The organism is Salirhabdus euzebyi, from assembly GCF_014207435.1.
Classification (GTDB): Bacteria; Bacillota; Bacilli; order Bacillales; family Alkalibacillaceae; genus Salirhabdus; species Salirhabdus euzebyi.
The window spans coordinates 39,265-53,061 of record NZ_JACHGH010000010.1 but is presented as its reverse complement, the minus strand read 5'-3'; the positions used below and the strand labels follow the sequence as shown (position 1 = coordinate 53,061).

General features: G+C 32.2%; 12 protein-coding genes. 2 read left to right on the top strand and 10 right to left on the bottom strand.

Translation table 11 applies throughout. From position 1 onward, the window contains the following. Positions 1-166 precede the first annotated feature (166 nt). A complete protein-coding gene (locus HNQ94_RS14970; protein ID WP_174496949.1) occupies positions 167-1,849 on the bottom strand; it encodes a tyrosine-type recombinase/integrase in 1,683 nt (560 codons plus the stop codon). Between the two features lie 497 nt (positions 1,850-2,346). Continuing rightward, positions 2,347-2,553: a hypothetical protein gene (locus HNQ94_RS14965; RefSeq protein ID WP_174496948.1), complete on the bottom strand. Its 207-nt coding sequence runs from the start codon at positions 2,551-2,553 to the stop codon at positions 2,347-2,349. Positions 2,554-2,910: 357 nt separating this feature from the next. Here HNQ94_RS14965 and istA point away from each other — a divergent pair, with 357 nt between their 5' ends. Together istA and istB are read left to right on the top strand one after the other, a co-directional pair. Beyond that, positions 2,911-4,479: an IS21 family transposase gene (istA, locus tag HNQ94_RS14960; protein WP_174496947.1), complete on the top strand. Its 1,569-nt coding sequence runs from the start codon at positions 2,911-2,913 to the stop codon at positions 4,477-4,479. Continuing rightward, positions 4,476-5,240 (top strand): IS21-like element helper ATPase IstB, encoded by a 765-nt coding sequence (istB, locus tag HNQ94_RS14955; RefSeq protein WP_174496946.1) that lies wholly within the window; start codon positions 4,476-4,478, stop codon positions 5,238-5,240. The genes istA and istB overlap by 4 nt, the downstream gene beginning before the upstream one ends. Positions 5,241-5,260: 20 nt before the next feature. On the opposite strand, the gene HNQ94_RS14950 is transcribed toward istB, so the two are convergent. The 8 genes from HNQ94_RS14950 to murJ all read right to left on the bottom strand — a co-directional run bounded on the left by HNQ94_RS14950 (position 5,261) and on the right by murJ (position 13,793). After that, on the bottom strand, positions 5,261-6,295 hold the full coding sequence (locus HNQ94_RS14950; protein WP_174496945.1) for a glycosyltransferase: 1,035 nt from the start codon (positions 6,293-6,295) through the stop codon (positions 5,261-5,263). A 117-nt stretch (positions 6,296-6,412) separates the two neighbouring features. After that, positions 6,413-7,783 (bottom strand): sugar phosphate nucleotidyltransferase, encoded by a 1,371-nt coding sequence (locus tag HNQ94_RS14945; protein WP_174496944.1) that lies wholly within the window; start codon positions 7,781-7,783, stop codon positions 6,413-6,415. 255 nt (positions 7,784-8,038) lie between these two features. Then, complete coding sequence (locus tag HNQ94_RS14940) at positions 8,039-8,764, bottom strand: SDR family NAD(P)-dependent oxidoreductase (protein WP_174496943.1); 726 nt, start codon at positions 8,762-8,764, stop codon at positions 8,039-8,041. Beyond that, on the bottom strand, positions 8,761-10,008 hold the full coding sequence (locus HNQ94_RS14935) for an ANL family adenylate-forming protein (protein WP_174496942.1): 1,248 nt from the start codon (positions 10,006-10,008) through the stop codon (positions 8,761-8,763). The genes HNQ94_RS14940 and HNQ94_RS14935 overlap by 4 nt, the downstream gene beginning before the upstream one ends. A 1-nt stretch (position 10,009) precedes the next feature. Further along, positions 10,010-10,237, bottom strand: a complete 228-nt coding sequence (locus tag HNQ94_RS14930) for an acyl carrier protein (protein ID WP_174496941.1) — start codon at positions 10,235-10,237, stop codon at positions 10,010-10,012. Between the two features lie 36 nt (positions 10,238-10,273). Beyond that, complete coding sequence (locus HNQ94_RS14925) at positions 10,274-10,912, bottom strand: acetyltransferase (RefSeq protein ID WP_174496940.1); 639 nt, start codon at positions 10,910-10,912, stop codon at positions 10,274-10,276. Between the two features lie 31 nt (positions 10,913-10,943). After that, positions 10,944-12,194, bottom strand: coding sequence for an O-antigen polymerase (locus tag HNQ94_RS14920; RefSeq protein WP_174496939.1), 1,251 nt, complete (start codon positions 12,192-12,194; stop codon positions 10,944-10,946). Positions 12,195-12,272: 78 nt separating this feature from the next. Further along, on the bottom strand, positions 12,273-13,793 hold the full coding sequence (murJ, locus tag HNQ94_RS14915; protein WP_174496938.1) for a murein biosynthesis integral membrane protein MurJ: 1,521 nt from the start codon (positions 13,791-13,793) through the stop codon (positions 12,273-12,275). Between the last annotated feature and the right edge of the window lie 4 nt (positions 13,794-13,797).

Below are 13,797 nucleotides of genomic sequence, written 5' to 3'. Positions count from 1 at the left end.
TTCTAATGAAATTGTACTGAAAAAGGGGACAATTGAGCTCGAAAATGCAACGTAAATTGGATGAAAGTAACCCTATTATATTAACCCACCATGACATGAAATAAGCTAAACCTTGATTATTTTAATATACAATCTAAAATTATAATCAGGACTAGAAACCTGTCCCTCAAATACCAAACTCTCCTTTTTGGATCACTGAATCAAAAACATGCCTCTTTGTTTCATCCAAAATCTTCACATACGTTAATGTTGATTCAGGGTAGCTATGCCCCATCATATCTTGCACTGTTAGAAGGTCAGCGCCACCATTTAACATTTTCATGGCGAAAGTGTGCCGAAATTGATGTGTTCTAAAGTGGAAGGGGCGTCCGGATTCATCTTCAATATGGTTTTGTTCAGCATACGCCTTGAGATGAGCGCGAATATACGTTTGATTAATCGGTTCTCCTTTCTTGTTCCCTTTCGTTTTCACAAACAGAAATTGGTCAGGATTAAAGATATCCCTTCTTCTCTCAAGAACAGATTCAATCACTTCAACTAGGTGCTCATCAATTGGGATACGATGTCCTATGATGTTACTTTTCCGAATGTCTGCTTCTAGCCAAAATTGGTCATTAAGTTTTATTAAACAGTTCGTCTTTAATGTTAAAATGTCTGACACCCTAAGTCCTGTTTTATAAGCTATCATGATGACTGCTGTTACATCTGGATGTAGACCCTTGATATGTTTAAATAACTGCTTTAAAACAAATTCAGGAATATAATCTATTTGATGAATCGATTTTCTTTTACTCCTAGGGATATCTTCTGGAAAGAGCAAGTACTTAACATCTATCTTTGGCGCGATTTTATAGCCGTAGCGCTGTATATCATAAATAAATTTTTCTACTATTACTAGGGCTTTAGCAACAGACATTTCTGGATTAGACTTCTCACCCTTACGTTTCGTGATGTATGTGTGAAGATATTCAATATATTTTACGATGTGATGGCGCTTCAATCCCCTTATATCCCGCCATTTAGGATTAAGTTTATGTATAAAACGAAAAAACTGAGAAAGGACCGTTATATAATTTTTGGACGTTCCCCAGGCAAATTTGTGTTTACTCAGTAGCCTTTCTTTAAAATATTTCTTCACTTCTTCTCGGACACCTGGCATTACAATTCTATTAAAATCAATTATATATTCAGAAACTGTTTTATTATATTCAATGCCATAAGCAGCATGTAAATTGCGTACGTCCCATATATCTTTTTTCCATTCCTTTGGTTGCTCTAAATTTGCCATTTTAGCAAGTTCTTCATATACCATTCTCAAGATTGATGCCACTGACGTGTGAAATTCAACATCATTATGAGGAGGCTGGCGTCTCTTCAACCGCTTTGTTTTAATCCCCTTCTTTTGTAACCAAAGTACATATTCTTCCTCGGTCAATTTAATATCTAATTGAAGAAATGATTTTTTATCAGGTTTATATTCGTTCATAAACTCCGTAAGTCGCCTAACTGGATTCTGAATAGATTGAAACATCGTTGTCACTTTCCAACGATTATTAAATAAACGATGATAGAATATATATTTAACTTCTAGATTGAGAGCAGGTTCCTTGAATTCAAATTTAATATTTTTTCTAATTGTTGGGCTATTTTTCACCATATTTCTAAACTGTTTGATTCTACCTATTTTATCTAAACTCCATTTATTATTATCTAAAAAATAAGAATCATAACGTTTGCGAAAAGGGCCACTCCCCTCAATTTCTCCTACTTTCACAGGAAAAGATGACATATTTTGTTTTAGCTCTTCATGAAATTTTGTAATGAAAGAATTACTAGGGTCCGTTCCCATCCGTTCTCCTCCAATAGTTAATATAGTTTATCAGTCTAATCAACAATGGAATTAATATACATCTATACGAAGATAGATTTTGTAGGAATCTTATTTCAGATTTTGAACATCTGCAAATTCACAACTACTATTTCCTTGCCAATTTTGATAGTTTTGCTCATTCTCTTTTCCCCCATAGCCCGGCAAGGAGCCGTGAAAAAAAGAGACAAAAAAATAAGCCGGACACAGAACGCCCAACTGCATTATTTGCAGGGCGATCCATGTCCGGCTTATAGGTAGTTCACACCACGACTCCTTGCTCGGTACCAATTATTTTTGATTCAATGTGCATTCACTTACTGGATGATCATTTCTTCTCAAAAATGATCCAGCATTGGGTAATGCCATCGATTCCTCGCTTGGTATCATCGTAATATGAACTTTTGATAAAATTAAAAAGGCCCAGGTATATCAGTTATACTGATTTCCCGGACCTTAAGGTAGAATTGATTTGCAACTCATGGCGCATCGTTATCTCCTTTTCGTCTCGTTATTGGTTTTCCACTAACTTGTTTAAACTCTCCTGTTGCTAGTTCAACTTCCCAAACCCGCTTACATCTTCCGCACTTCGTTTGTACGGGACCAGCAGCTTTATCTCCTTTATCCAGCAGCCTGTAACCACATGCAGGACATTCAACTCGCATTATACTAGCTTCTTTTATCATTTGTATTCCTCCCAACTGTATTGAAGCTTTTTTATATTTATTGATGTTGCAATATTAATATTTTACACAAGAACGTATGTTCTGTATAGAGCCAAAAAAAATAAGCCCGTATAGCTAAAAAGTTGTTAGCTATACGGGCTTATTTTTACTTAAAAATTATTTTTATCAACTCTTCTGCTACTCTTTCACTATCATTTTTTACAAGGACCATATTTGTGACTGCTAAACTAAAGTAGACAGTTTTCGCTAGATAAAAAGAAACACTTATTTACCCAAATATACCAGTAAAATATAAGTTCCTTCCATTGTATGATGTTTATGATTTATTATCATACATCATTGGAGGACACAGAAAAGGTGGATAAGTGGGAAATGTATATGGAGATACAGCAGCTTATAAAACAAGGATTTAGTAAGTCAAAGGTGGCGGAAAAGTTAGGAGTATCAAGATCAACTGTACACCGTCATCTTAGGAAATCTCCTTCGGAGATGGCAGAATGGGTAGATTCATTACTAACAAGGAGAAAGAAACTAGATGATCATAAAGAGCTGATTCTATCATGGTTAAGGGAACATCCAGATATGTCAGCATCACAAGTACAAGATTGGTTACAAGAGAAATATGAAACACTAAAGATTGGGGAAAGTACTGTTCGGGCTTATGTAAGAGAGTTGAGAAAAGAATTTAGAATAGCTAAAGAAACACATCCAAGAGTCTATGAAGCGATACCTGATTCACCAATGGGTGAACAAATTCAAGTTGATTTTGGGTTCACTAAACAAAAGACGCATGACAATAAAGAAGTAAAATTAGGCTGCATAGCTTTTGTCTTATCCAATTCAAGATATAAATATAAAGAATGGTTGGATAGACCTTTCACAACTATTGATGTTATTAAAGCTCACGAAAATGCATTCGAATGGTTTGGTGGAATTCCAAGGGAATTAGTATATGACCAGGATAATTTAATAGTGGTAAGTGAGAATGGTGGAGATTTGATACTCACAAAGGAGTTCCAACAATATAAGGAAACTCGAAAACTAAACCTTCAGGTTTGTCGGAAAGCTGATCCGGAAAGTAAGGGAAAGATTGAAAATGTGATTGGTTTTATTAAGCACAATTTCGCTAAACATAGAGTCTTCCATGATATCGACTCTTGGAATGAACAAGGGCAAGAATGGCTAAATAGAACAGGTAATTATAAAATCCACAATACTACAAAAAAAAGACCAGTCGAAGTGTTCTCCTTAGAAAAGCAACACTTAAGACCGGTCATCAAAAATATTCATATCAAAAATAATTATGAAAATAGTATATCAAAAAGTGTCCATAAGGACAATACCATTCGTTACTTGTCTAATAGGTATTCTCTTCCACTAGGGACCTTTAATAAATATGACGTGGTTAGTATTAAGGAAACCGAAGACAAGCATCTATTAATCTATATATCAGAATCAGGAGAATTGATTGCCAAACACAAAATCCCTGAAGGTAAAGGGCAATTAATAAAAGATAGAAAACATTCACGCGACCGAACGAAAGGAATAGATGCATTTATAGAAACTGTTGCCAAACAGTTTTCGGATAAAGAATTAGCATATGACTATATAAATACCCTTCGGGATAAATATCCTCGCTATATGCGAGATCAATTGCAAATTATTCTAAGAGAGACAAAAGTTAATAATGCGAAAATACTATCAGAAGCATTACGCGAGTGTATCAGAAGGAATCTTTATAGTGCGACAGACTTCAGCGACATCGTTTTGTACGTAAAACGACAACGACAAATCGACGATACAGTGACCGACACCGCTGAGATTGTTACTCCATTAAACCAGGTTTCTGGTTGGATTATGGAGACAGAAGCACCAAAAAGGAAAGTAGATGCTTACACTGTAATATTGGAAGGTGATTCTCGATGAGTCAGTTAAATCAATTACAAGATTTGATGAGGAGCCTTCGTCTAGCTGAAACAGCTAATCAGTTACCTACACTAATCAGAGAGGCTGAGCAAAAGGATTCTTCCTTTACTCAGTTTCTCCTAGATGTAGCAACATACGAGCAAAAACGTAGAGATGAAAAACAATTAGAAAAGCGATTTAAGTGGGCAACGTTCCCGTTTCACAGTACAGTTGATGAATACGATTTGAAAGAACAAAAATCATTGAGTAGTAAGAAGTTAAACCAGTTAAAGGATTTAACATGGATTGAGCAACTATACAATATCATTCTACTTGGTCCGCCAGGTGTTGGTAAAACTCATCTTTCAATAGGTTTAGGGATCGAGGCTTTGAATCAAGGTTATAAAGTTATATTCACAACCATGGGAGACCTTATTCACGCTTTGAAAACTGAAGAGATTACTAGAAAGTCAAAAACAAGAATGAATAGAATTAGGGAAGCAGATTTAGTTATCATAGATGATTTAATGTTTATGGCAATGGATAAACATGAAGCAAATATGTTTTTCCACCTAATTAACAACCTATACAACCAATCATCTATAATCCTAACTTCAAATAAAGGTCCGAAGGAATGGGGAGAACTTTTGGGAGATCAAGCAATAACCACAGCTATTTTAGATCGTATATTGCATCGAGTCGAGATCATCCAGTTGAATGAAGATAGTTGGCGAATGAAGCATCGAAAAACCATATTTGGTGATCAAAGTGTTTCAAATTAATCAGCAAAAATTGTGTCATTCTACTTGACGGTCACAATATTCTTTTGTTTAGATAATTGCACCATCATTTCTTGATTAATCTTCAAATCTTTTATTTGATTCCAATCCATAATATCAGCTCTTTGATGACTAATTAAGTATTGAATTGTATTTTGATCTTCTTCCATATTACTGCGATTCAATACAATGAGTGGCTTGTTTGAGTTAATTGCCTCAGCTATTGTACTCCAGCCAGCTTTTGTGATGACTATATCTGATGCCGCAATAAAATGTTGGGATTCTGTATAATCTTCTGGAATCTTGTATATATTTTTTCTTTGTACTTCAACATTACTTGAAACGATAAATACACAATTTGGGCTATTCCATAAACCTAATACATCTAACTGGTCCATGAATATCTTCATCCCTAAACCAAAGTAAACAATGGTCTTCTTTCCAGTTGGATCAAGTTTTTCTTTAAGTTCAAGTACTTCATTATCATCACATTCTCGAGAAACGAACCCAAACCCCTTTTCTTCAATTATTCCCCATTCAAACTCATTACTTGTTGCAAGTGAAAAGTGGTAATCCATTAATGAGTAATAGCCCTTAAATCTATCTAACTTGCCCTTCTCTATTAATTGTTTATATGCTGTATACCAAGTAAAGTTTGATATTCCTATAGATGGTACCCCTAATTCCTTTGCAACCTTAAAAGGGAATGGAACAATATCGGATAGGATTAGGTTAACATTATTATTTGTACAAAATTCTATCTCATCTTTTACCAAGTCATCTAGACTTTCCATATATGAATCAAAAGCAATATCCATACCTTTTATATCAGGTTCTAAGGAGTTGTGCTTTAACTTATATCCAATATCGGTTGATACTACTCTATATTTAACACGCTTCTCATTAACTAATGATTCCTTCATAAAGTCTATTGCATAGCTGTGGCAAACAAATACTCTGATCTTATCTGAATGTCTCAATAATTCTCGAATAATAGCTACACTACGAGATGCATGTCCAAATCCATAATCCGAAATGTAATAGCATAGTGTTTTCATTTATAATCACCTAATTACAAGGTGGGGAAATTTTTAAAAATTTCACTACCAAAGTTTTTATGAATATCAAAAAAACCCGCTCAGCCATTGCAGGGCTAAGCGGGTATATAATAAAAATTATTTAACAAAAGATTTACAATGTTCCTCTACTTCTTCCCATGTCATGAATATACGCACAATATCTTCTTCAATAAGTTGCGAACCAGTTTGTACTTCAATGAATTCTAAGTCAGTATTAGCCTTTATACCATGTTTTGCCTCAACAGGAATGATTAAAACATCACCTGGCTTTACCACACGGATCTCATCATTTAAAGCAAATTCTCCTTCGCCTTTAATGATTGTCCAAACTTCACTTCTCGCATAATGTTTCTGATAACTTAAATTCTTCCCTGCTTTAACACCAATTCTCTTTGTCAGTACTTCATTTTCTTCCTCAAACTTTGTATGATCTAGTACCTTATACCATCCCCAGCGACGTTCTTCGTACATTGGTCGTTGGTCAAATCCTTTTAGTACCTCTTTAATTCTTGGACTTGCAGCTTTGTCAGTTACTAATATTCCATCTGGACTTGCAGCAACAACTGCATCTTTAATACCTAATATAGTTACAGGTATATCTAATTCATTCACTAGATGAGTATTTGAAGAATCATCACTGATAATCCCTTTTCCAATTTGATTGGTACCCATTTCTTCTGTTAACGTATTCCAAGTACCAAGGTCTTTCCAACTTCCACTATAAGGTAGTGCTACTATTTTTTCAGCTTTTTCAACTACTGCATAATCAAAGCTGATCTTCTCGAGGCTTTGATATTGTTTTAATAGTTCCTCATATTGAATTGGTAAGCCTTTATCTTCTAATAAATCTATAATGTACTGAAGCTTAAAAGCGAAGACCCCACAATTCCATAAAGCATTTTGGTCAATTAGTTCTACTGCTTCTTTCTCAGAAGGCTTCTCCTTAAAATGACTGACTTGAATATAGTCACTTTCAATTTCTTGTTTAGGAACTATATAGCCATATTTTGCAGAAGGATAAGTAGGACTGACTCCCATTAATGCTAAATCAGCACCTGAAGTTGTTAATGTATCTTCTAAGTCTTTTATTCTTTCAAAAAAGCTAATATCAACATAAGGATCTACAGGTAAAACTCCTACTACATCTTCTAAACTAGTACACTTTATAGAATATAGGTAAGTAGCAGCCAAAGCGATAGCAGGAAAAGTATCACGACGTTCAGGTTCAATAATTAATGGAATATGATTTCCTAACTGACTATGAATCATATCCACCTGTGATTTACTAGTTGCTATTACTGTCGATTCATTTAACTGTAGTTTTTCTAACTGCCCCCATACTCTTTGGACCATTGATTCCAAATTGGAACCATTGTCTAAAACCTTTAAAAATTGCTTTGATCTAGAATCATTTGATAATGGCCAAAGACGCTTACCGGATCCACCAGATAATAAGATTAAGTCCATTAATGCTCCTCCTACTTTTAACTGATTCATTTTAAAAAAAATTAAAATTAAACTTTTTTAATATTTTGTATGTTTCATTATGCCTTTATAAGATCTTTTCGTATTTTACATTATTTAATTTTAAAAATTAGATTATTTCAATATCATAATAATATAAATTATTAAATAAAAAATCTCCTAATTTAAGTAGGAGATTTTTTACTTTATTCATTTAGTTATGTGTACTTATGATATTTTCCACCTATCTTTTTGATGTTAAATTGTTCCATTATCAACGTGAATAGCAGTCCCCGTAATAGATCGGGCTTTTTCAGATAATAAGAACACAACAGAATTCGCTACACTCTCTACATCTGTTTCCTTCTTCATAGATGTTCTCTTATATATACGATCTTTTTGCTCATTTGTTAATGATGCACTCATTGACGTTTCCATAAAACCAGGTACAACACAGTTTGAACGAATACCTCTAGCTCCCCATTCCCTTGCTGTGTTTTTAGAGAAAGCTTCCATAGCTCCCTTTGTGGAAGCATACATACTTAATCCCTTATAACCAGTATGGGCGCTAACTGATGAAATATGAACAATTGAACCTTCAATTTTATTTAATAACATATCTCTAATAGCATATTTTGTTAAGTGCATCGGAGAAAATACATTAACTTTATACATACGTTCTAGGTTCTCAACATTTAAGTTAGATACAATATCATCGTAAGCATATGCAGAGTTATTCACTAATCCATAAATAGGACCTATTTTCCGAATTTGTTTTATATACAGTTCCTTTATATCCGCCACTTTTTCTAAGTCAAAAGAAATATGTTTAAATCTATTAGGATATTTATCTAGTAATTCTTTAACTGACTCTTCATTTGAACGGCTTATACCAACAACTCCAAATTCAGTATCTGATAGTATCTTACCTACTATTTCTTTACCAAGACCTTTTGAATCACCTGTAACAATTACCCATTTCATTTTCTAACCTTCTTTCCTGTACGAGACTTCGGTATTTCATTAACAAACTTTATTATCCTTGGAATTTTCCATTCCTGCAAATGCTTTGCTCCATACTGCTTAATAGACTTTTTTAATTCCATATCATTATAATTATCGCCTTTAACAACATCTGCAACAAGAATTTCCCCAGTTACTTTATTTTTCTTTGACTTAACTACTAAATCGATTACGCCTTCAACATTTATAAGTGTATTTTCGACTTCTAAGGGGTTTACCTTATATCCACCGACATTGATCATATCTGAATTTCGAGATATAAACTTGAAGTGAATATTATCGATAAATTCAACTAAGTCACCAGTATTAAACCAATTCCCCTCAAATGTAAAAGAATTAGATTTACCAAGCAAACTTTGATGAATTAACAATTCATTGTTTTCGTTTATTTTTACTAAACCTTTTATAGTATGAGGTACTATAAATTTTTCTCCCTTAGCAACAAACAAACTCCCTGCTTCAGTAGAAGCATATATATTTCTAATTTTGACATTGGGGAAAATTGTTTTAAGTTTGTCTTCAATACTTGGGTCATATTTTTCGCCGCCAAAAGTAATTCTTTTAATAGAATCATACTCTCTATCCTTTAAGTAAGGCAGTACATTTCTATAATAAGTAGAAGTTGCTGATATATTAGTAATATTATATTCCTCTATTAAATTAGATAAATTTGTTAACTGGTCATTAAATGCATAGACAATAGTATTTTGATTCATTAATGATTGAAAAAACACCTGTAACCCCGCTATATGAGTAGGATTATAAGCAAAAGCCCATATATTGTCAGAAAACTTATCCCCAGTTTTGACGTTTCTAGTTAATGATTGAAAAGTATGCGTCACCTTTTTAGGTCTACCTGTTGTTCCGGATGTGTATAAAGACAACGACCAATCTTCATTTTCAGATATTTTATCTAATAAAACATTAAAATCATTAATTGTTAATAATCTTTCAATACTTTTAGAGTCTGATAATGCCGTTTTATTAACACCGATTTCTTCCAACTCTATATCTGAGAAATCCCCATCTAAAATTTCTATCGGATATTTATATAAGAGACTATGAATAATTGATAAAAATATACTGTATGGATTATTATCATTAACGAATATATAGTGCTGGTAAGTTTCTTTGGCATTTATATCATTAATTAAATTCTCATAAGTGACTTCCATTTGTTTATATACTAAAAAAATTTTATTCATTTTATTTACCTTCTAACTTTGCTATTACTTCTCCTAATGTTCTTACAACACCATCCTCAAAGATGTCTACCCCAAACTCATCTTCTAATCTTACTGTTAATTCTGCAAGCATTAAAGAATCAAGATTTAATTCATCACGTAAACTCATGGATGGGTCAAAATTTTCAACTTTGTCTTGTCCTGTTTCTTCAAGCATTTCATTAATTATGTTCGCTACTTTATTTATCATTTTTAAAAATCCTCCTGTTTACTTTATAATATATAATCAACCAAATATTTTCTTTATTTTACCAGGTACACCATAGACTAAGGAATATGGTTTAGTATTGTACATTGCAACTGAATTAGCGCTTATTTGTGTTTCTCTTCCAATTGTTTTATAAGCTGTAACAGTTGAATGTGTACCTAAGAATACTTCCTCTTCTAAAGTAGAAAAGCCATTAACTGTTGCATATGGGGAAAGAATTGAATATTTGCCCACTTTTGAGTCATGTCCAACCGAAGAATAGAAATTCATCATTACAAAGTCTGCAATTTCAACATGATCGCTAACTGTTACAAAGGGGCCTATTACCACTCCTTCTCCTATTTTTGCAGTATCGAATACAACAGCAGTTGGATGTATAAGTGTTAAAAACTTTGCCCCTTTTTCTTTCAAAATTGGTATTATCCTCTTTTTTATTTGAATATTACCTATTGCAAAAATAAACCTATCATTTTCTTGTATTTCGTAGGAATTCTCATCTCCTAATATTATTGAATCAACATCAAAACCGTCTAAATCCCCAGGATTATTTGATAGAAATCCTTTTATCCTATATTCAACCGAAGGGTAAATACTTTTGGCATATTGATAAACTTCTCTACCAAATCCCCCGGCTCCCACAATAACTATATCGTACAAAATTATCCCTCCTACTAAGAATTATATAAGGTTATGCTTTCTCTTTAGTTACTCCTAGTATTTTAATCATAAAATAAATAGGAAAATAAAGGAAAATAACCCAATCGAAGTTTGATATATGCCAAAAATAATATATTGGAGCTATAAAGCACATTGTCAATATTAATGGAAAAATAAAATACCCAAACCCATACCTTTTATTACTAACCGAAAAAAATCCTAGTAATAACCCATTAAATAAAATAAAAAGCAAACCGTAAATTGGGCCCCAATCCAACAGAAAACCTTGAATAAACGTTGGATAATATCCATAAAACACTTGTGAATGCACAATATCTATATAATTAATAAAAGGTATTCCTATTATTTGCAGTAAAAAGCCAAAAATTCTAAATTGGAAAGCTCCATAAGCCAATTGTGTGTAATCTGAATTATCAAATAGCCACGTAAAGAAAGGGAAGCTATGGGTATAATAGATCCACATTTTACCAGTTTCTGTTATAAAAGGGAATTTAGTAAACAACCATTCATAAAAGGGTTTAATTTCCATATCACCTGGGTATAGTAAAAATGTATTATATATGCTCCTATCAATTCCTCGGACACTAAAAAGTTGCATTATAAAGTAAATAAAAATAATCACAGCAAGCAAAATAAAAACTTTACCAAAACCTTTATTTAACCCATTATTAATACCCCTCTTTTTCTGTAATAAATAGGCTATTATAAATAAGATTATTGTCATAACAGCCTTTCCTCTAGCACCAATAGCTAACAAGGCAAAACTGGGTAATAGAAAAACAATGACTGAAAAAAGTTTAGTTACTTTAAAATTTGTTTTTGATAATGAGGAAACAATTAAAAATATAACGATCCCTAGATCCATTAATATTTCTGCAATTTTATGCCATATTGGTCTATTTTCAGAAATATTTTGTCTTATATCACCCATGGCATATTCAAAATTACTACCTTCAACTTTTAAAATATAAAAGAGGTAAGCTAGAAAAGATAAAAATGAGATGATTATTAAAAATAATATAAACATCTCTGCTTTCTTGCTTAAATAGATCTTATAATTAAAAGACTTTTGATTTGAAGATCTTTCCCCTATAAATGCGCCTACGAATAAAAATATAAATGCCAGGATAAAATAAAATAAACCTTCAACACTATATATAGTATATTTGTATGGGCCCACCAAAAATAATGCAAAATAAATAAGTAGTCCATATAGAATAAATTTACTTGGTAAAAAGTTAATACTAATTCTTCTTCTCATTTATTTTCTCCTGACCTTTACATTGAAAATAATTGCAACCATAAAGGTTAACTCCTATCAACTCTAAAACATTTAGATCTATTTTTTTAATAATGTCCTTAAAAAATAGAATTCTTTTACTCTTGCTAATAATGATAACAAAACATAAACACCACTACCAATCAAGATTTGTATCACTAATATAATCAAAGGATGCCACCCATTAATTAAATGTCCTATAGTTATAATAATAACTCCCATAATTAATGAAATTACTAGAATCAAAATTAAAAAATATAATACTTTGGAAAACTTTAACTGAACTTTCGTTTTTCTTAAACTACGGATTAACAATATAGTTGTTATTATTCCAGAGATACTTGTTGCAAGTGCTAGACCTGCGTGGCCCATAAGTGGAGCTAATGCAAAATTCAAAAGTATATTTATAATAACTGCAATAATTCCATTAATCATAACAGTTCTAGTATTTTTTAAAGAATAAAATACTTTATGAAGCACTTCTCTTATTCCAAATCCTATAAGACCTATAGAATAAAATTTTAATGCTGTAGAAGTCATGGAAGTGTCTTTTGAATCAAATACCCCTCTCTCAAATATAACTCTCACTATATCATCTGCAAGTAAAACGATGAAAATTGTAGATGGTATAGTAATTAGTATCACTAAACGAATTGCCTTTTCAGTAGTTGAGACCATGCTGCTATAATCTTTCCAACTTGCAGCATTGGCTAATCTCGGAAATATAATTGTTGATATTGCCATTATAAAAACGGTTAATATAGTTAAGTTAAGAATGTTAGCATAGTTTAAGGCAGAAATACTACCTGGTGTTAGCGATGTGGCAATCATCTTATCGATTAAAACATTTATTTGTTGAACAGCAGCACCCATAATTATAGGGATCATAATCGAGATTGTCTTTATCATGTTTTTGTCTTTAAAATCAACTATCATTTTATGTTTATAATTTTGTTTTGGTAGGTAAAAAATTATAAATAGAACCTGACAAAAATATGCAAAACTCGCTACTTTCATTAGACCTGTTACACCATTTATCTTTAAGAAAAACAGTAAGACGATAAAGATAATATTATTAAGAACACCAGCAATAGCAGGGATTCCAAAAACTTCTCGACTATTTAAGAAAGCACTAAAAGCCGTTGAAGTTAAAACAAAAACAATAATAGGAGTACCTATTCTTGTTAGCTCAACAGCTAATACTTTTTGCTCATTAGTAAAACCTGAACCTAATATTTCAACAATATAAGGTGCAATAATAATAATTAGTAGAGCAAAAATTCCTGTGGTTAATATAATTATATTACTTATATTACTCAGATATTTATTTTGTAACTCTAGACTTCTTGTAGATTTTATATCCGAGAGTACAGGTACCATTCCTGTGCTCAAAGCTGTTCCAGCTATAGCCATAATAACAATGTTAATTGTCATTGCTAGATTATAGGCATCAGTTTCTGGACTTATACCAAAATTTGAAGCGATAGTTATCTCCCGCACAAACCCTAGTAATTTACCAATAATTAGTATAGACGTTAGCGTAAATACTGATTTGAAAATACCTTTATTATTATCAGACATTTGT

Coding starts and splice junctions, on each gene's coding strand:
- HNQ94_RS14970 (WP_174496949.1), bottom strand. CDS start 1,849: ATGGGAACGGACCCTAGTAATTCTTTCATTACAAAATTTCATGAAGAG.
- HNQ94_RS14965 (WP_174496948.1), bottom strand. CDS start 2,553: ATGATAAAAGAAGCTAGTATAATGCGAGTTGAATGTCCTGCATGTGGT.
- istB (WP_174496946.1), top strand. CDS start 4,476: ATGAGTCAGTTAAATCAATTACAAGATTTGATGAGGAGCCTTCGTCTA.
- HNQ94_RS14950 (WP_174496945.1), bottom strand. CDS start 6,295: ATGAAAACACTATGCTATTACATTTCGGATTATGGATTTGGACATGCA.
- HNQ94_RS14945 (WP_174496944.1), bottom strand. CDS start 7,783: ATGGACTTAATCTTATTATCTGGTGGATCCGGTAAGCGTCTTTGGCCA.
- HNQ94_RS14940 (WP_174496943.1), bottom strand. CDS start 8,764: ATGAAATGGGTAATTGTTACAGGTGATTCAAAAGGTCTTGGTAAAGAA.
- HNQ94_RS14935 (WP_174496942.1), bottom strand. CDS start 10,008: ATGAATAAAATTTTTTTAGTATATAAACAAATGGAAGTCACTTATGAG.
- HNQ94_RS14930 (WP_174496941.1), bottom strand. CDS start 10,237: ATGATAAATAAAGTAGCGAACATAATTAATGAAATGCTTGAAGAAACA.
- HNQ94_RS14920 (WP_174496939.1), bottom strand. CDS start 12,194: ATGAGAAGAAGAATTAGTATTAACTTTTTACCAAGTAAATTTATTCTA.
- murJ (WP_174496938.1), bottom strand. CDS start 13,793: ATGTCTGATAATAATAAAGGTATTTTCAAATCAGTATTTACGCTAACG.